At 41.1% G+C, this 17060-nt stretch carries 20 protein-coding genes and 2 pseudogenes; 11 read left to right on the forward strand and 11 right to left on the reverse strand.

Features of this window, described 5'->3' with window-relative positions:
- Positions 1 to 40 precede the first annotated feature (40 nt).
- Complete coding sequence (locus AC1TO8_RS00740) at positions 41 to 358, forward strand: YopX family protein (RefSeq protein ID WP_482053714.1); 318 nt, start codon at positions 41 to 43, stop codon at positions 356 to 358.
- Positions 359 to 1956: 1598 nt separating this feature from the next.
- On the opposite strand, the gene AC1TO8_RS00745 is transcribed toward AC1TO8_RS00740, so the two are convergent.
- Genes AC1TO8_RS00745 through AC1TO8_RS00760 form a run of 4 tightly spaced genes read right to left on the reverse strand, consistent with a single transcriptional unit; the run spans position 1957 to position 5568 of the window.
- Complete coding sequence (locus AC1TO8_RS00745; RefSeq protein ID WP_482053715.1) at positions 1957 to 4401, reverse strand: ABC transporter permease; 2445 nt, start codon at positions 4399 to 4401, stop codon at positions 1957 to 1959.
- Between the two features lie 13 nt (positions 4402 to 4414).
- The gene (locus tag AC1TO8_RS00750; protein WP_482053716.1) at positions 4415 to 5116 is read right to left on the reverse strand and encodes an ABC transporter ATP-binding protein; all 702 of its coding nucleotides are present in this window, start codon (positions 5114 to 5116) and stop codon (positions 4415 to 4417) included.
- Between the two features lie 44 nt (positions 5117 to 5160).
- A complete protein-coding gene (locus AC1TO8_RS00755) occupies positions 5161 to 5334 on the reverse strand; it encodes a diguanylate cyclase domain-containing protein (RefSeq protein WP_482053717.1) in 174 nt (57 codons plus the stop codon).
- Positions 5335 to 5568, reverse strand: coding sequence for a hypothetical protein (locus AC1TO8_RS00760; protein WP_482053718.1), 234 nt, complete (start codon positions 5566 to 5568; stop codon positions 5335 to 5337).
- A 67-nt stretch (positions 5569 to 5635) separates the two neighbouring features.
- Here AC1TO8_RS00760 and AC1TO8_RS00765 point away from each other — a divergent pair, with 67 nt between their 5' ends.
- Complete coding sequence (locus tag AC1TO8_RS00765) at positions 5636 to 5962, forward strand: MazG-like protein (RefSeq protein WP_482053719.1); 327 nt, start codon at positions 5636 to 5638, stop codon at positions 5960 to 5962.
- A gap of 163 nt (positions 5963 to 6125) precedes the next feature.
- Positions 6126 to 6629 (forward strand): DUF2798 domain-containing protein, encoded by a 504-nt coding sequence (locus AC1TO8_RS00770; protein ID WP_482054464.1) that lies wholly within the window; start codon positions 6126 to 6128, stop codon positions 6627 to 6629.
- A gap of 186 nt (positions 6630 to 6815) precedes the next feature.
- On the opposite strand, the gene AC1TO8_RS00775 is transcribed toward AC1TO8_RS00770, so the two are convergent.
- The 3 genes from AC1TO8_RS00775 to AC1TO8_RS00785 all read right to left on the reverse strand — a co-directional run bounded on the left by AC1TO8_RS00775 (position 6816) and on the right by AC1TO8_RS00785 (position 8257).
- Positions 6816 to 7172, reverse strand: coding sequence for a ferritin-like domain-containing protein (locus AC1TO8_RS00775; protein ID WP_482053720.1), 357 nt, complete (start codon positions 7170 to 7172; stop codon positions 6816 to 6818).
- A gap of 88 nt (positions 7173 to 7260) precedes the next feature.
- On the reverse strand, positions 7261 to 7497 hold the full coding sequence (locus tag AC1TO8_RS00780; RefSeq protein WP_482053721.1) for a translation initiation factor 2: 237 nt from the start codon (positions 7495 to 7497) through the stop codon (positions 7261 to 7263).
- Positions 7498 to 7996: 499 nt separating this feature from the next.
- Positions 7997 to 8257, reverse strand: a complete 261-nt coding sequence (locus tag AC1TO8_RS00785; RefSeq protein ID WP_482053722.1) for a YopX family protein — start codon at positions 8255 to 8257, stop codon at positions 7997 to 7999.
- Positions 8258 to 8426: 169 nt separating this feature from the next.
- Here AC1TO8_RS00785 and AC1TO8_RS00790 point away from each other — a divergent pair, with 169 nt between their 5' ends.
- Positions 8427 to 8666, forward strand: coding sequence for a WGxxGxxG family protein (locus AC1TO8_RS00790; protein ID WP_482053723.1), 240 nt, complete (start codon positions 8427 to 8429; stop codon positions 8664 to 8666).
- Positions 8667 to 8691: 25 nt separating this feature from the next.
- Positions 8692 to 9207, forward strand: a pseudogene (locus tag AC1TO8_RS00795) (DUF3231 family protein).
- Here AC1TO8_RS00795 and AC1TO8_RS00800 read toward each other — a convergent pair.
- Both AC1TO8_RS00800 and AC1TO8_RS00805 read right to left on the reverse strand, forming a co-directional pair.
- Positions 9204 to 9518 carry a hypothetical protein gene (locus AC1TO8_RS00800; RefSeq protein ID WP_482053724.1) on the reverse strand — a complete coding sequence of 105 codons (315 nt, stop codon included), beginning with the start codon at positions 9516 to 9518 and terminating at the stop codon, positions 9204 to 9206. The pseudogene AC1TO8_RS00795 and the gene AC1TO8_RS00800 overlap by 4 nt on opposite strands.
- Positions 9515 to 9697, reverse strand: a complete 183-nt coding sequence (locus AC1TO8_RS00805; protein WP_482053725.1) for a hypothetical protein — start codon at positions 9695 to 9697, stop codon at positions 9515 to 9517. Before AC1TO8_RS00805 ends, AC1TO8_RS00800 begins: the two co-directional genes overlap by 4 nt.
- A gap of 527 nt (positions 9698 to 10224) precedes the next feature.
- On the opposite strand from AC1TO8_RS00805, the gene AC1TO8_RS00810 reads away from it, so the two are divergent.
- Complete coding sequence (locus AC1TO8_RS00810; protein WP_482053726.1) at positions 10225 to 10488, forward strand: hypothetical protein; 264 nt, start codon at positions 10225 to 10227, stop codon at positions 10486 to 10488.
- Between the two features lie 478 nt (positions 10489 to 10966).
- Positions 10967 to 11173 (forward strand): annotated as a pseudogene (locus AC1TO8_RS00815) (tyrosine-type recombinase/integrase); the annotation flags it as partial.
- A 443-nt stretch (positions 11174 to 11616) separates the two neighbouring features.
- Here the strand turns inward: AC1TO8_RS00815 and AC1TO8_RS00820 are convergent.
- Together AC1TO8_RS00820 and AC1TO8_RS00825 are read right to left on the reverse strand one after the other, a co-directional pair.
- The gene (locus AC1TO8_RS00820) at positions 11617 to 11937 is read right to left on the reverse strand and encodes a hypothetical protein (protein WP_482053727.1); all 321 of its coding nucleotides are present in this window, start codon (positions 11935 to 11937) and stop codon (positions 11617 to 11619) included.
- 22 nt (positions 11938 to 11959) lie between these two features.
- Positions 11960 to 12712, reverse strand: a complete 753-nt coding sequence (locus AC1TO8_RS00825; RefSeq protein ID WP_482053728.1) for an exodeoxyribonuclease III — start codon at positions 12710 to 12712, stop codon at positions 11960 to 11962.
- A 222-nt stretch (positions 12713 to 12934) separates the two neighbouring features.
- Here AC1TO8_RS00825 and AC1TO8_RS00830 point away from each other — a divergent pair, with 222 nt between their 5' ends.
- The 4 genes from AC1TO8_RS00830 (at position 12935) to aspA (ending at position 16919) form a co-directional block, all read left to right on the forward strand.
- Entirely contained in the window at positions 12935 to 13411 is a 477-nt protein-coding gene (locus AC1TO8_RS00830; protein WP_482053729.1) for a copper amine oxidase N-terminal domain-containing protein, read from the forward strand.
- Entirely contained in the window at positions 13380 to 13907 is a 528-nt protein-coding gene (locus AC1TO8_RS00835) for a hypothetical protein (RefSeq protein WP_482053730.1), read from the forward strand. Before AC1TO8_RS00830 ends, AC1TO8_RS00835 begins: the two co-directional genes overlap by 32 nt.
- Before the next feature lie 158 nt (positions 13908 to 14065).
- On the forward strand, positions 14066 to 15262 hold the full coding sequence (gene fabV / locus AC1TO8_RS00840) for an enoyl-ACP reductase FabV (protein WP_482053731.1): 1197 nt from the start codon (positions 14066 to 14068) through the stop codon (positions 15260 to 15262).
- A 238-nt stretch (positions 15263 to 15500) separates the two neighbouring features.
- Entirely contained in the window at positions 15501 to 16919 is a 1419-nt protein-coding gene (gene aspA, locus AC1TO8_RS00845; RefSeq protein ID WP_482053732.1) for an aspartate ammonia-lyase, read from the forward strand.
- Positions 16920 to 17060: the final 141 nt, after the last annotated feature.

The raw sequence follows: 17060 nt of genomic DNA on the forward strand, positions 1-17060 counted from the left end.
TCACGGATGGTTCGAAGTTGACTACACGGAAGAATACAAATTGGAAAAAGGTATTAATGATAGAGCAATGCTTTATACAGATGGTTATCCTGTTGAATGCGAACTAAGCTCAATGGGTCAATTTACTGGTGAAATTGTGAGAAGCAAAGAAATTTATAACGGAGATATCATCAAAGTAAACAAGCTAAGATTTGATAGTTCTGCTCCATTACCTGAAAATTTAAATGTTCAATACTATGGTGGAATGTTTCAACTATTTAGAGGTAAAGAACCATTGATGGGCTTACACCTTCTTTACTTAGAGGACGGGGAAGTTATCGGTACGATGTACGAAAGTCCAGAACTAATTAATGAGTAGTTCGACTGCAAATAAGACACATAAGGCGCAACAAGACAAGAACGCATAAAAAAAGACGCCGCATTATTTGCGCCGCCTACGATTATGTAAAAATCCTAGTAATGCCAATACAAAACAAAATATAGCTATCCAAAATTGATTACCCATAACCACACTCCTTTGTAACTAATACGACATTGAGTAGAAGAAGTTGCAACTATCAAGATTGATTAACAGTACGAAGATTTTGTCCATCAGCAACTTTCATATCATTGACAACTTCAATCCACGCACTCCATACGGAGTGCGACGTTATTATTCATCTAGGGGATCATGACCCGTCAGACTTCAATCCACGCACTCCATACGGAGTGCGACTGCGAAAAGATCACGAAAAGGTACATTTTCAATGATACTTTTTCAAAAATAAGTGATAATTCAAATTATAACACCATCTTTATATCCAGCATTACCCAATTATGGGCCAATATCCGATATATTCAGGTGCGAACCCCCTAGAGATTTCATGTGTGCTTATGGTTCGCACCTGAACTTCAATAACCAATCTACATCTGTAGTTGACTTAACTTTGAATGTTCGACCCTATTATTATCATTCATATAATGATCATTACTCCCAAAGTATACCATATAAGTTAATAAATTATGTTGATTTAATAGTGGCTCAACACTACAATCAGCGCTTGACGATTTCGATAAGATAAAATTACAGTTGTACTCAACTAAACCTTATACCGGTCTTGTTCCGTTGTGAAGTAACTTAAGAACCACCTTGCTACCGTTCTATAGAGCCAACACGAACCGCCGTATGGTATAAAGCCTGCAACGGTACATTTTTTTCCACTTGATCTATCGATTCACTCCAGATGCCTGCGATGATACATCCTTTTTCTTACTAAAGGGACAATCTCTCCTACTTATGATTAAATACCTGCATGATTGCAGGTATATTCTTTATATCATTGGTTTTGAAAGAAAAGCCTGTACTTTCGAGGGAATATGACACTCATCTAAACAATTAGGTAGGAAGAGCGTCTCTTTCTGATTCCGCGGTCTTTAGCCACTAATAAGAGGGATTAGACTTGATGGAATGGAGAAGCACGAAACAGCGAATTATTGATTTCCATTACGGAGGATGCCAGGAAATGATTATTCCATTTACAGGAAGCTACTGTGCGAAATAAGAATACTAGGCGCCTATGATACCGAAACAATCCCTTAGCTCAGTTGAATCTAACTCTACTCTTTGGCGAACAATCCATCCCAAATATGACCTTTATGCGAATTCATCCATGATCACTTGGAAGTATTCACAGCAACGCATCTATAAAGGCGATGAATATTCAGTCTACCGGTTTGATAAGATTTGTTTAGCTAACCAGGGTGAATTAAGCGTAATCTTGAGAAAACTCTATTCATTCATTGATTGATAATCTTATTAATCTTTCCTTCGCTACACCCAGATCGTTACCGTGGCTGCGGCTTTATCAGCTTTATCAGCTGCATCAGCATCAAATTATGCCATTTCCTCACTTTTTCAGATGGTCAAAAAAAAGACCCTTCCAACTATCTGAAAGAGTCCTTTGCATCGTTGAGCGATTATTCCACTGACTTCAAAGCTTCAATCATATGAATCCGCTTGAGCTTAATATGCATGAAAGCCATAACAATTCCTGAGAATAACAGTGTCAATAGTGCAGCATAAAGATAGCTTTGCCACTTGATGATCTGGGCGAACATTGTCGAATCCAGCTCAGCCGTATTCAGAACGAAGCTGTGCAACACAATGCCGAGGCCCGATCCGGCCACTATACCGAGTATACTCAACAATATATTCTCACGGTAAATATACATCGTTACTTCTTTATCATAAAAGCCCAGCACCTTGATTGTAGACAGCTCCCGAATCCGCTCGGACACATTGATATTGGTCAAATTATAGAGCACGACAAAAGCCAATGCTGCTGCCGACACAATGAGCACTAAGGTTACAATGTCCATACTCTTCATCGTCTCGTCGAAGGCGGAACCTACGCTACTAGAGAAGCTGACCGCTGCAACACCTCCATTCGCCGTCAATTGCTCGCCGAACTTATCTTCCCAGGTTTTATCTTCCACGTCATAGTTCAGTAGTTCTGTGTTGAACATCGGTTCATCCCCGAATATGAAAGAATAATACGCTGGTGTCATATAAACATAATGCATCACATAGTTCTCTGTGATCCCCGCGACCTGAATTTTGAATATTTCGTTCTCATTGTCCACCAACGTTAACTGGTCGCCAGGTTCAAGCCCGTACAGTTTTGCTAGCTTCTCCGAGACTATAGCTCCCTCGTCAGTAAGCGCCTGCCCTTCTCCACTCACACGGTCCCGCAACTCCACATATTCGGAGAGAGAATCAACGGATGCAGGAATGAACAGATTCACATTCTGGTCATTTACACCGTCCTCGCGTGCGGCCACCGTTTCCTGCGCTACATTCAATGTTCCAGTTATGGCGGACTCGTCAGCGATCATTTGCTCATAGGCATCCAATACATCGGTAGACACATCTTCATGCAACGCTATAAGTGCATCATATTTCATAATCGTGCCGAATTGCTGTCCTGCGATACTTCCGATCGAGTCCTTGAGACCAAACCCGGTCAGGATCAGTGCAGTACATCCTGCAACTCCGAACACTGTCATGAACATCCGCTGTTTGTACCGGAATAAATTCCGTGCAGTAACCTTCTGCATAAAGCTCATCCGTTTCCATACAAAGGGAATCCGCTCCAATAAAATCCGCTGCCCACTCTTTGGCGCTTTCGGACGCATCAATACGGAAGCGTTGCTGCGCAGCTCTACCCGGGAAGCAATCCAGGCCGTCAATGTAGTGCATAACAGCGCCACAATGATGGAGATGATGGAATACGAAGGATAAAAGCTTTTGATAATATCCGGTAGGTTATATAGTGAACTGTACGCATTATAAATAATGGTTGGGAACAGAGTAAAGCCGACGGCAAGCCCCGCAACCGAAGCGGCTAGACTGGCAAGCGTGCCATAGACCAGGAATTTGGCCATGATATCACGGTTGCCATAACCAAGCGCTTTAAGTGTGCCTATCTGCAGCCGATGCTCCTCGACCATCCGCGTCATGGTCGTAAGGCTAACCAGCGCTGCAATGAGGAAAAAGAACACCGGAAACGCACTCGCAATCGCCGACAATCTGTCAGCGTTGTCTTTATATTCAGCATACCCCGGATTGGCGTTCCGATCTGTGACATAGATCTTGGGGAGCTCCAGCCCTGCTTCCGGCAAGCCGGATAGCGCCTGCTCTACCGCATGGCTGTGCTCTTCGATCAGCGCCTCGTACTCAGGCGTATAAGCCTTCAATCCGGCTGTATCTGTGAAGGACAGATAGGCTTCTGTATAAACCGGTAGCTTGAAGTCTGCCTCGGGAATTGCGGCGAACGCATCCACCGTACCTTTGCCGATCCCGCTGGTGCCCCTGGCGTTCTTCTCGATAAACTGGGGACTCCTAACAAAGCCCACGACAGTATAATCCACTGTTCCGAAGTCGTTTGACAGCTCTGCATTCTCACCATTCTGGCTAAACGTCACCTTGTCGCCCAGCGTATACTCTCCGGTCATCCTGTCATCCAGTATGATTTCACCGGAATGCTCTGGAAGATGCCCTTCAATAATGCTGTACTGGTTAAGCGGATTATCTGTATTGTAAGAAAAGACCTTGAATATTAAAGCGTTGTCGCCGATGAATACATCCGCGCTGTAACCCGGCTGGATCTCATCGACGCCTGGCACATCACTCAACAGTTCTATGTTATTTTTCGTCAGACCATAGGTGGTCTGCACCTTCAGGTCCATCAGCCGCATTTCCTGGTAAAAAGTTTCGGCTGTATCCAGCATATCTGGCCCGGCCGCCTTGATCCCGGCAAAAAAGCTGACACCCAGCATAATGATTGCAAAAATCGAAATAAAACGGGCCTTGGTGTGCCTAATTTCACGAAATATATCTTTCCACAACGATCGTTTTTTCATGGATGTCTTCTCCTTACCATTCGATATCATCAACGGATACCGGCGATGGATTAGTTACCATCTTCCGTACCTTAGCGTTGTTGATCTCTATGACTCTGTCTGCCATTGGCGCAATCGCCAGATTATGCGTGATTACGATGACTGTGGTCCCCGTATTGCGACAGGCATCCTGCAGTAGCTTCAGCACCTGCTTGCCAGTATTATAGTCAAGCGCACCCGTCGGCTCGTCGCAGAGCAATAGCTTTGGCTGCTTCGCCAGCGCTCTGGCAATGGCGACGCGCTGTTGCTCACCCCCGGACAATTGAGCCGGAAAATTATCCAGCCGCGCACCTAATCCCACATCCTCCAGTACCTTACGCGCATCCAATGCACGCGGGGAAATCTGGGAAGCAAGCTCGACATTCTCCAGCGTTGTCAGATTAGGCACCAGGTTGTAGAACTGAAATACAAAACCTACATCATTGCGACGGTAACCTGTCAACTCTTTGGCACTGAACTTAGCAATATCCGTACCATCAACAATGACCTGGCCCTCGTCGGCGGAATCCATCCCGCCAAGAATATTAAGCACGGTCGATTTGCCAGCACCGCTGGGACCGACAATCACGGCAAATTCACCCTTATTAATCTCGAAATCAATTCCATCATTGGCGACAATCATATTCTCGCCCATCTTGTAACGCTTGTACTCACCTTTTACGGTAACAAAGCTCATTCCTCATCCTCCTGTCTCTATCCAAACCTAAACCAGTCTTCGATCTATATCCATCTCAATACGATGTCTGGTGGGGCTATGTATTCTTTCAGTCTATCATAAATACAAAGTCTAAGTCTCTGAGGCTTTTCCTGACGGCATTGTTCGATCGCTCCCCCCAGTTTCACTTTCAAAAGCCTACGATTGGGTAAGCCGGTCAATTCATCATGATAGGTCATCTACTGAATCTTATCCTTCGACCGTTTCTCTTCGCTGATATCTCTAAATATAAGATATGTTCCTTTCACATCTCCACCGACAATGACCGGAATGCTTAACGAACTCAAATGAACATGATGACCCTCACGATGAATGATTTCGGTTTCCATCGTCTGTAATTGCCCTTGCTGCAAAGATGATAAGAATAATCCCTTCCTGATGATTATCGCATAGTGACTTATACCAGCTCTCATGATTGGTGATCTGATCGTCCTTACTATATAGTTGAACAATAAATGCCTATAAAAGAAAGGATACAAAATGAAAAATATGAATCTAAGTGAAGCCGTTGAACGTTCTATACAGTTAAGAGAAGTCTATCATCGTTTAGAGCGCCAATATCATGAAAAAGAATGGACAGTAGAAGAAGATGCGTTAGCTTTCCTGACAGATGCTGGTTTGGTCGGTCGTCTAACTATGTCCCAACAGGGTCGTTGGCCAACAAATGGAGAAACTGCATCTGAACTTGAACATAAAATTGGTGAATGCATGTGGTGGTTGATTATTTTGGCTGAACGTATGAATATTGATAGTAGTGAAGCGTTAGGAAAATTCCTAACCAAAACTGAAATAAAACTAGGGGATTGAGATTGTTAAACCTGTTGGAAGTGAGATATAAGGTCTAACATTCATTAAAAAAAATGCTATAATGATTAAATCAGTGTGTAGAGATATTGGTCTTTTTTTGACTGAAAATATATGTCGCATGATACGTCTGCGATCTGAAATATTATTTGCGGAGATGACAAACATGCACGGAGAAACGAGACTTCCTAGAAACGGAAAAGAAGGTATATTATTTTTATTGATTATTTCAATTATTTCAGTAAATACGATTGCCCCTATTATTGTGGGATTGGAACGTGGTTTCAGTAAGGAAGTGTATATAGATACACTAAAGATTATTCCGTTCATGTGGATAATCGTAGTTTTATCGGTAAGATTAGTTGCAGGACCGATTGTTGGGAAAGTAATGCCGAAATTCATGGGACAAACTGATGGATTTAATGCTAGGGTTCTATTGAATACTTTATTAAATGTCACAGTGTTATCTATTTTACTATCGATTATCGGCACATGGGTTGGGACGAAACAAATAAGCCTAGAACCATTTAAAAACTTCCTTCACATCTGGCCAAGAAACTTTGGTATAGCATTTTGGATTGAACTGTTGGTTGCGCAACCGATAGCAAGATTTGCAATGAAAGCATTACACGCAAGACAGGATCGTAAAACAGAAAGTGTGAATGCGTAACTAGCTGGAACGTTGTAGTCGAATAAAGAAACTTAGGGAACGTCCATGGGGCGTTCTTTTCTTTTGCTCATTTGGACGATACTGCAACATAAATTTCAATCCACGCACTCTCGTGAGAGTGCGACGACGCATATGACACATTATGTACAATAGGAAAATCCGACATAAGGGCCGGCTAATGATCAATTAATGATGGTTCATAAAATATAAAAACCAAACTGCATGATTTTGTTCATCTGCTGCAGCTTGTTGAAACGAATCCTTAATAAAAATATCATTGGTTTTTCTTGATATTCTATGATAAAAGTCAACTGTTTCTTGCTCATCCTTAAATGATGCAAGTACTCTACTTGGAAAGTTATCAGCACATTGTACAGATAGTTGTGGAGAAGGTTGATTTCCCGCAAGAAATGTATAGATATGGGAGAACAAGTGATAGTGTCTAATTTCAACATTTGGAGCCTGATTTGCTAATTGCTCATAGCAGTGAATAGCACGATACTCACCGCTGATGGCCTTGGATATATCGGTAACGATCTCCATGTTTGTTGAAGGCTGTCTAGCGTGATTTTACACCTTTCCATCACTCCTTTTTATCAATGTATGATTAAGCCTAATACACTGAATCTTGTCAACCAACAATATTTCTGATCTTTACTAACTCGTTAATAAAATAATCAAGTTGATTCTTAGTTGATTTACTAGAAGCGTTACGACTACTGATTTTGGTTTTATAATCCTGTTCTAAAGCGTCTAACGCCAATCCGGCAGCTAGCGCGGCGATTCCATCACCTAATGTAGCAATGGAGGCCCCTATAAAAGCCAGCTTGGCAATTTCAATATTTCGTAGCTCCTTATTAATGGCCAATTACTGTACCCCCTATTTTCATATGTATTAATATATGTTCGTAATCACAACATGTTAAAAACTCGTTCGGAACGACGTGTTGCAGTTCTTATATTCTTATAGGTTGGCTCCATTTATATTGCACAGTACGAAGATTGATCCCTTCGCTATTTTTAGCAATATAATATATGGGGAAATCTGCAAATGAATATTATTTATCTGCTCAGGAAAGGTTTCCTTACCCTATAAAATATCACGGCCCTTTAAGAAGGGTTAACTCCCTACTAGGTAGAATATTGAATGTATGAACGGAGGGATCGAATGGATATAAAGAAAGAACTTAATATAGCTGCCGACGCAATCAGACAGTCACCTTAAAGCTCCGTAGCTACAATGCACTTAAATATAATCATTAATTGAAAGGATAATTAAAGATGAGTAAAAGCAAGAAAAAAGATTTAAAACAACTTTGCATGGAAATCATTGAACAAAATCAATCTTTAAGTCAACAAGAAGTTATTTAAATGATTGTCTTAACTTCACAGTCTTTTAGCCCTGTGTATTGCCCTACTGTTTCGGGATCGACTAGCCAATTTTCATTATCAGTCCATATCACATGCTCATCCTTAATTGCTCCGTATAAGTAATATCCATAAGCCCACTCACCGTTATCAAGTCTTTTTCCACGGAACTTGATCTCTCTCTCATATCTCTTCTTCCTCTCTAACTCGCTTAATTTCTTCTTTAAATCGCCGTTTGATAAATTCGATATGTCTATCATTCCGAACGTTCGGAATGTCTATGTGATTGGTTATTTCCCATCTCGGATACAACTGAATTTCCTTTCCTAATGCTTTTTATAGAATATTTACATTTGTTCTGGGAAAGATAATCTTGGTATCTGCACCTAAACCACATAAGTCATAAATTTCTGGAAGGAGGGAAACTCAATGATGAAAATTCTTGCGTCTTTTTTAGCTACATTGAGTATTGCTTTGGTTCTTGTTTTTCCTGCATTTGCAGAAAACAACAACATGAATTCAAACGATATGAACACAAACGAAATGAACACAAACAGTTATAAGGCTAATGCTACAAACGATGACAACGGTACAAATTGGGGATGGCTTGGATTACTTGGTCTTGCAGGCCTCGTAGGTCTAAAAAGTCGCAATCCAGAACGTCATTAAACAAATTTCTAAAGGAGCTAAAATAATGGGTATTTTAAACGGAAATCCCAAAGACGAACCAATGCATTATGGTGAAATTTTTAGTGTATGGAGTAGCTCTATGGTTGCAAGAGGCGCTGTATCATGTTACCAAGCATTTTTAAACCACGCTGGTGACAGAGATCTTTAAAAAATATTAGACAAGCTTATTGATCAAGCAAAGCTTGAGATTACAGAATGCGATAAATTGCTATCTGATAACGGAATTGCCCCCGCACCAATCATGCCTGAGAGACCAACTGCAAAACTCGAAGACATTCGTGCTGGAGCAAGATTTACTGATCCTGAAATAGCCGCTAAAATTTCTGCTGATATCGCTATCGGACTGGTTGCTTGTAGCCAAGTTATGGGTCAATCAGTTAGAGTGGATATTGGTGCTTTATTTGCTAAATACCATCTCACTATGGCGGCCTTGGGTGTTCAAGTACTCAAGATGAACAAAGAAAAAGGTTGGCTCATCCCTCCTCCTCTTCAAGTGAAGAGACCTGAACCTCAAGCTTAAATATAATTTATAGTCCTGCTCATTGAGCAGGATTTTTTTTTTTTTTTGATACTATCCTCTCGGCTGGCCATGGTCTGCTGTGCCTCTGCCAACTCACGAGAGGAATCTTGTATTATCTGATCAAACTGTGAAACGAGCTTACTTAATCCGTCTACGTGCGCTTTTAAAATCACATTATCTTCCTCTGTCTCTACCAACTCTTTACGCAATCCTCCGATAAATTCAATTGCAGGCTTAAACTGTTCTACCTCAAATCCATCTGATAGGACTAGATATTCTCCTATTGGTACTAGATTCTCTGTTGTATTCACCTTTTGAAGAAATTCCGTTGAGAAGGAACCGCTAAACCCTTCAAGAAATCATGTCCTATGTGGCGGAATGCATCTGATTTACAGGTCCATACTTTGCCGAAGTTATCAGGAGAGTCATGTTCCATACACGTATGCATCACGACCATATCGCCTTGCTTGAGCTTGTATTGCTCTTTCATTGTTATCGCTCCTTTATGGTTATTTATTTGATATAATCAAACCGAGGTGAAAATTATGAATGGTAAAGTATTTGTTACTATAATGGTTATTGTTTTGTTGGTAATTGGCGCTTGTGCTATTTATGCAGCGCACCTTATTAGTTCCGTTTAGGGATATGGGTTATATATAACCTCAGCTCTTTTGTACCTACCTTCTTTTATTAGCTTCGAAATGATTTGAGCTGCCTTTATCCATATGACTTTTGTTTCAACCTGTTCACCATCAGCCGAGCGCCACTTAAACTTAATCCCAGTGTGATCATGCATTTCGTTTCGTATTTCTTGACCTATGTGAGATCGTCCACCAGCCAAGAGTACAGACTCTATGTGTTGAGACTCTATGTCCTCGGGTTCACCTTCAGTAACATCTATAAAATCGATCAAACTCATTTACATGGCGGATACGCATCGATCTTGGCTATCATTCTGATGGCAAAAGAAATCGTCCAAGTGAAACCGTAGAGATTGAAGAGCCGTCACTAATGAAAATGTCTGAGAAATGCAAAGGATACAGAGATGTAAGTCGAAAGCTTAAAGATTATTTGGACGATCAACTCGCAGACTTTAAGTGTAGAGTGATCTCAGGGGAATTTATCAAAGCGAGTAACATGACGTTCAGGGAATTTACCGAAAATCATTGGAAACTTAAATATGCCAGTGATCCAGATAACTTATCCGAGTATAGTCTGGTCGTTTGTGATCAACATTTGCGTAATCATATCTACCCCCATTTTAGACATCTGGAACTTTAGGACATTACAACGATACATGTCGTAAATTTCAAGGAGTACTTAAAATCACCCGAAGCGCGAAAAGATGGTAAACCTGGAACGCTTGATGCGGATACACAGCGATATGCTTTAAGAGTCCTGAAGAATGTACTCGAACGAGTAAAAGAATGGCAAGTGATAGCAACCAACCCATGTGATGGAGTAAAGTGACCGAAGGCTACGCAAGTAGAGGTAGAGTTCTATGAAGAGAGCGAAATAGAAGAAGTCTTAATTGCATTAGAAGAGCAACCACTCAAATGTAAACTACTCATACAGGCTGCCTTTTTTGGGGCTTTTAGACGCGGAGAGGTTGTCCCGCTTGAGATTTCAGATTGTGACTTTGGGGACAATAGGATTTTAATTGGTGAAAGTATACCTGCAAAGATTGCGGGACGGCATCCCTTACCACCCAAACACACCATATTCGTAGTGGCGAGATTTTCTAACCGAAAACGGTTTTCGGTACGTAAAGCTTCACGGATTGCGACATACGTCCGCTACTTTCCTATTAGAGAGCGGCATACCAGCTAAAGCTGTAGCCGAACGATTAGGACACAAAAATGAGAAAATGCTCCAGACCACGTATAGCCACGTGACCAAGAGCATATCTGACCGAGCAGCCTCTGAATTTGACAGATTCGGAGAACGCACTAAAAAACATATATAGAAACCGTCCCCATTTCGTCCGCTAGATGATTTCGAGACGGCAACTAACCTCTTAAAGACCCCACTATATCAAGGTTCCTACACATAGCACACCCACAACATTGGCACTCTCGTGAGAGTGCGACGCCAAAAAGCAATGCAAAAGTGTGTTTTCAACGATTTTTTAATGTAAATAAACAAATCAGCACTTTTAAATTACCTCTCAGTTTCCAATTTAACTATAAATGGATATTATTAAGTGATCTTTGGTGCGAACCTCCCAGGGAATTCATGTGTGCTTCAGGTTCGCACTAGATAATTAACGACCATTCAAAATGTAACCTCGTCTTTCTATCTAGATGCTTGATCTTATGTATTTCATTATTTCCTAGTATATCATACCATCCGATTACCCAAAATAAGGTATTGATTGTGAAATTTCAAAATTTTCAACATCTAACCCAATCAGAAGAAAAAGAGTTGCAGAATACCCAACAGCACCGAAGCGGCTAGGAATACTTTTGCGATCATCTCTTTTTTCATATACTTCAGAATAATTCCAATCACTGCCAATGCTCCGAAACTTAGTGCCACGATTCGTGGAATAACGAAGTTACTCGGAGGAGCAGTAACATTCATATAGCTGATAAAACCCGCTATTACTAGCGTAATTCTAAAGATCATACTACTCCACTTAGGGTCTTTTACTAGAAATAACAAAACAATACTGGTAATACTGAGAACTGCAATAACAATTAACATGACGAATAAAACTCCGAGTGCCATAATGTCATCCTCCTTTGGATATTTAATCTATCATAAGAATAATTGGACAGTGATCACTCCCCATAACTTCGAAGTCAATTTGAGCATCCTTTAAGGAAGATCCCATTCTAGAGGAAACCAGGAAATAATCAATTCTCCAGCCAATATTCCGCTCTCTTACCTTTGCCATATAAGACCACCAAGTATACGCGTCTGTCCGATTCGGATAAAAGTGTCTGAATGTGTCTATAAATCCCGATTCCAACATTTCAGTCATTTTACTACGTTCTTCTATAGTAAATCCTGAGTTACCACGATTGGATTGTGCATTCTTAAGATCGATCTCATGATGGGCAACATTTAAATCCCCACATATAATAACGGGCTTGAGTGAGTCCAATTGTTGAATGTAGCTACGGAATCGTTCTTCCCAGGCTAGTCTCAAATCGAGGCGCGACAGATCACGTCTTGAATTGGGAGTATATACATTCACAAGATAGAAGCTCTCGAACTCCAGCGTAATGATTCGTCCCTCAGGCTCTTCATCCTCTTCTAGACCATAGCGTACAGAAATTGGCTTGACCTTTGTGAAAATAGCTGTGCCAGAATACCCCTTCTTCACAGCGTAATTCCAATACTGTGAATATTCTTCGCCCAACTCCAGCACAATTTGATCTTCCTGCAATTTGATTTCCTGAACACAAAATATATCCGCATTCACTTCCCGGAAATAATCATTAAATCCCTTTTTCACACATGCTCTAAGCCCATTTACATTCCAAGATACCAGCTTCATATCGATCTATCTCCTAACATTTCTCATTAACTTCAACAAATCCCCTATCCCAACGCGACAGGATCGTATGGTAACTTGAGTATAACATTATTCCAATAATGGAGCATTGACGCTTACACTAGACTATTTTCAGATTACCTGATGTTGTTAGGAAGTAACCTTTTGTAGTACATTACGTCTAATGCATATAATGAAAATCCCCAGAGGAGGAGTAATACATAAATGAAAAAGTGGATACTTACGTTCGGAATTGTCGCCACCGCTTTTACTATTAGCACAAGCTCGGTACCAGTGTCAGCTACAAAAGAAAAGTCAATTTTGGTAAATTATAAAGATAACGGACTGAGTGCCAATCAGATCATTCTAGAAGGCACAACTTCGGTTCCACTGAGGTCGCTCGCGCCCTCTATGGGTTATACACTAACCTGGAACCAGCCAACTAAAGTAGCTAGACTGATTCGTCCAGAACGTGAAGTTATCTTCACGGTGGGTTCTGACGTGGCGAAGGTGAATGGCTCAGCGTTATCCTTAACGAAGGCACCTCGCATTCTTAATGGTGCTGTATACGTACCTTTAGTCTCGGCAGTAAGTGCAATGGGCGGAAAGACATGGTACAACGATAGCGATGGTAATTTGAATATTATGGATATGCCAAGATCTATTGCTTTTGAGCGACAATCATTATGCCATGTTCAATGATTTCACAAATAGCTATCAGGCATTAATCCAACACAAAGAAATTCAGAAGATAATGGAGTATCACTCCGTCACCTCTTCCTATATTCTTGCTCCCCAACTGATAACAACGCAACTCTTCATGATTGATGGACGAAACCTTCAATATATTACTCAGAATGGTAGTCTCGGGGAACTATTTGAGTTGGAGGAAATCACCGGTCAAACGGGAGATTTTATGGTGGAATATGTCGCACATGATATAGCTCTAGTTCGTGCAATGGATACAACTCAACTATTTGCGATTAACGCCACAACAGGAGTAAGTACCAATCTTAATTTAAAGCTGATTAGTATAGATGACCAAAAGGAATGGAATCGGGTCGATCCTAGGGACCCATATGTTTTATCCGAAATGCTTGTTTTAAAGAAACGTACAGGGAATGTCTTGATGTTTACTTATATACCTCTACCAGAAGGTCAGGTGAAAACAGTACTCTACACGCTCATCTCTAATTAGATTTAATATATTTCATAACAGTTCGAAATTTAATAACCCTCCAATTCATGGTATAATAGAAAAGTTGCCTTTCAGAGAATCGTGTAGTAACGATATATTAGCAAAAAATTACTCCATAACTTGAATATACTTAATGAAAGAGAGGAATTACTAAACCTATGATTATTAAACCAAGAACACGTGGCTTTATTTGTACGACATCACATCCAGTAGGCTGTGCCAGTCAAGTACAACAGCAGATAGAATATGTACAAGCACATCCAGCAATAAAAGGACCCCTTAATGTATTAGTGATTGGAGCCTCCACTGGATATGGACTAGCATCTCGTATTGTCGCAGCCTTTGGCGCACAGGCGAATACAGTTGGCGTCTATCGCCCTAGCAGTGGAAGCGAGAAACGTACAGCTTCCGCTGGCTGGTATAATTCAGCAGCATTTGAGCAAGCGGCGGATGATGCTGGTCTCAAATCATTCAGTGTCACAGGTGATGCTTTTTCTTCAGAGACAAAAGCAAAGACAATCGAAGTGATTCGCACTGAACTAGGTCAAGTTGATTTGGTTATTTATAGTGTCGCATCTGCACGAAGAACAGATCCTCAGACAGGTGAAATGGTTAATTCCGTGCTCAAACCGATTGGTGAACCCTTTACGAACAAAACCGTTAACTTCCATACCGGCGAAGTAAGTGAAATCACGATTGATCCTGCCACGGAAGATGAAATTCATGATACGGTTACTGTCATGGGCGGTGACGATTGGGAACTGTGGATCAATGCGCTTCGCCAAGCGGGCGTACTAGCCGATACCGCTAAGACGATTGCTTACTCCTATATCGGTTCAGAAATCACACAAGCTGTCTACAGAGAAGGTACTATTGGTCGTGCGAAGGATCACCTTGAAGCAACTGCCATCCGCATGAACGACCAACTCGCTATATCGGGTGGTTCAGCATATGTCTGTGTAAGCAAAGCCCTTGTGACACAGTCCAGTTCAGCTATTCCAGTCGTACCATTATATGTGTCCGCTCTATATAAAGTCATGAAAGAGAAAGGTCTCCACGAAGGCTGTATTGAGCAAACCTATCGTCTATTTACAGAACGCTTATATACAAATGATGGCACAGGAACACCCGTAGATGAACAAGGTCGTATTCGCATCGATGACTGGGAACTACGCGATGATGTACAAGCTGAAGTTACGCAGATATGGAATCAGATATCGACCGAGAACATTCACGCACTTACGGATCTAGAAGGCTATCGGCGCGAGTTTTTCCAACTATTTGGTTTTGAATTTGATGGTGTTGATTATGAAGCTGACGTTAATCCCGATGTTCAGGTCCCTCATCTCCTGTAATCCATATTCCTAAGTGTAAGGTTCGTCATTGACGAACCTTATTTCTGTATATATGATTACTCACAAAACAGGAGCTACAAGCCGTCTTATTTGAAACTTTAGCAAGCCTGTTATTTTGCGGGATTGGATTATATTTGTTTGCCTAACGGGAACAACGTATAATGGTATCGTGTCCAATATTTCACAAGATTTTCGCTAGGTCTATATGTCCGATTTCATACTAGGAGGAATGAGTGTTATGCGTTTGGAAAAAGACTTTCTTGGTACGAAAGAAGTTCCATCCAATGCTTATTATGGCATCAATACTATTAGGGCAGCGGAGAACTTTCCGATTACAGGAGAACGAATCCACCCAGAATTAATCCGTTCAATAGCTATGGTCAAAAAAGGGGCCGCTATAGCTAACATGGAGATTGACCAGTTACAAGCTGCTCAAGGTGATGCCATCGTTAAAGCTGCAGATGAGATTATTAGAGGTAAATGGTTCGAACAATTCATTGTCGATCCTATTCAAGGTGGTGCAGGTACTTCCATTAATATGAATGCCAACGAGGTCATTGCTAATCGCGCACTTGAACTAATAGGTAAGGATAAAGGAAGCTATGAAGACATCAATCCGAATAATCATGTCAATATGTCCCAGTCCACGAATGACGCTTTCCCAACGGCAGTACATTTAGCAGTACTGACGATGATTGAGAAGCTACTTGGGACCATGAAGGACTTACATAAAGCATTCAACGATAAATCTACGGAGTTCGACGGTGTTATCAAAATGGGACGAACTCACCTGCAAGACGCTGTACCTATCCGCCTTGGTCAAGAGTTCCAAGCATACGCACGCGTGCTTGATAGAGATATCAAACGTCTTCAAGCCACGAAAAATAACTTACTTCATATTAATATTGGAGCAACAGCCGTCGGTACTGGACTTAATGCCAATACACATTATATTAAGAGAGTAGCAGAAATCCTTGCAGAATTGAGTGGCTTTCCATTAGAACCTGCCGAACACCTTGTAGATGCGACACAGAACACGGACGCTTATACAGAAGTATCAGCCGCTCTAAAAATTTGTATGATGAATATGTCAAAAGTAGCTAATGACATTCGCCTAATGGCCTCTGGTCCAAGAGCAGGTCTAGGTGAAATCACACTTCCCTCTCGCCAACCGGGTTCATCGATTATGCCAGGTAAAGTAAATCCTGTGATGTGCGAAGTGATCAATCAGATTGCGTTCCAGGTCATCGGAAATGACCATACGATCTGTCTTGCGTCAGAAGCCGGTCAATTGGAACTGAACGTTATGGAACCAGTCATGGTATACAATGTACTACAGTCATTAGAAATTATGAACCAGGGCTTTCGTGTCTTTAGAGAGCATTGTATTGAGGGAATTCAGGCGAACATCGAACGATGTCTTGATTATGTTGAGAATAGCGTAGGTATTATTACTGCACTTAGCCCCCACTTGGGATATGAACTGGTAACGAAGATCGCACGTGAAGCTATTACAACAGGTCAATCGGTGCGTAGTCTATGCCTTCAATACCAGGTATTGTCCGAAGAGCAATTAAACATTATCCTTGATCCATTTCAAATGACGAACCCGGGCATTGCAGGTGAAGCATTACTACACAAGGTGCCACATATTTGACTTAATAGAATGGACAATAAGGAGCAACTTTAATGTTGCTCTTTATTTTTTCATCTGGTGATGCTAAATGGTTTAGAATGCTCTCTTTTTCGAAAAATAGATACATACACATGATGCGTATAGATTAATGTATCTAGAATT

Source organism: Paenibacillus sp. Y859, from assembly GCF_056786405.1.

Excerpts from the sequence above, each read along its gene's own strand:
- AC1TO8_RS00745 (WP_482053715.1), bottom strand. The coding sequence starts at position 4,401 with ATGAAAAAACGATCGTTGTGGAAAGATATATTTCGTGAAATTAGGCAC.
- AC1TO8_RS00750 (WP_482053716.1), bottom strand. The coding sequence starts at position 5,116 with ATGAGCTTTGTTACCGTAAAAGGTGAGTACAAGCGTTACAAGATGGGC.
- AC1TO8_RS00755 (WP_482053717.1), bottom strand. The coding sequence starts at position 5,334 with ATGACCTATCATGATGAATTGACCGGCTTACCCAATCGTAGGCTTTTG.
- AC1TO8_RS00760 (WP_482053718.1), bottom strand. The coding sequence starts at position 5,568 with ATGAGAGCTGGTATAAGTCACTATGCGATAATCATCAGGAAGGGATTA.
- AC1TO8_RS00765 (WP_482053719.1), top strand. The coding sequence starts at position 5,636 with ATGAAAAATATGAATCTAAGTGAAGCCGTTGAACGTTCTATACAGTTA.
- AC1TO8_RS00770 (WP_482054464.1), top strand. The coding sequence starts at position 6,126 with ATGCACGGAGAAACGAGACTTCCTAGAAACGGAAAAGAAGGTATATTA.
- AC1TO8_RS00775 (WP_482053720.1), bottom strand. The coding sequence starts at position 7,172 with ATGGAGATCGTTACCGATATATCCAAGGCCATCAGCGGTGAGTATCGT.
- AC1TO8_RS00785 (WP_482053722.1), bottom strand. The coding sequence starts at position 8,257 with ATGATAGACATATCGAATTTATCAAACGGCGATTTAAAGAAGAAATTA.
- AC1TO8_RS00790 (WP_482053723.1), top strand. The coding sequence starts at position 8,427 with ATGATGAAAATTCTTGCGTCTTTTTTAGCTACATTGAGTATTGCTTTG.
- AC1TO8_RS00805 (WP_482053725.1), bottom strand. The coding sequence starts at position 9,697 with ATGAAAGAGCAATACAAGCTCAAGCAAGGCGATATGGTCGTGATGCAT.
- AC1TO8_RS00810 (WP_482053726.1), top strand. The coding sequence starts at position 10,225 with ATGTCTGAGAAATGCAAAGGATACAGAGATGTAAGTCGAAAGCTTAAA.
- AC1TO8_RS00820 (WP_482053727.1), bottom strand. The coding sequence starts at position 11,937 with ATGGCACTCGGAGTTTTATTCGTCATGTTAATTGTTATTGCAGTTCTC.
- AC1TO8_RS00825 (WP_482053728.1), bottom strand. The coding sequence starts at position 12,712 with ATGAAGCTGGTATCTTGGAATGTAAATGGGCTTAGAGCATGTGTGAAA.
- AC1TO8_RS00830 (WP_482053729.1), top strand. The coding sequence starts at position 12,935 with ATGAAAAAGTGGATACTTACGTTCGGAATTGTCGCCACCGCTTTTACT.
- fabV (WP_482053731.1), top strand. The coding sequence starts at position 14,066 with ATGATTATTAAACCAAGAACACGTGGCTTTATTTGTACGACATCACAT.
- aspA (WP_482053732.1), top strand. The coding sequence starts at position 15,501 with ATGCGTTTGGAAAAAGACTTTCTTGGTACGAAAGAAGTTCCATCCAAT.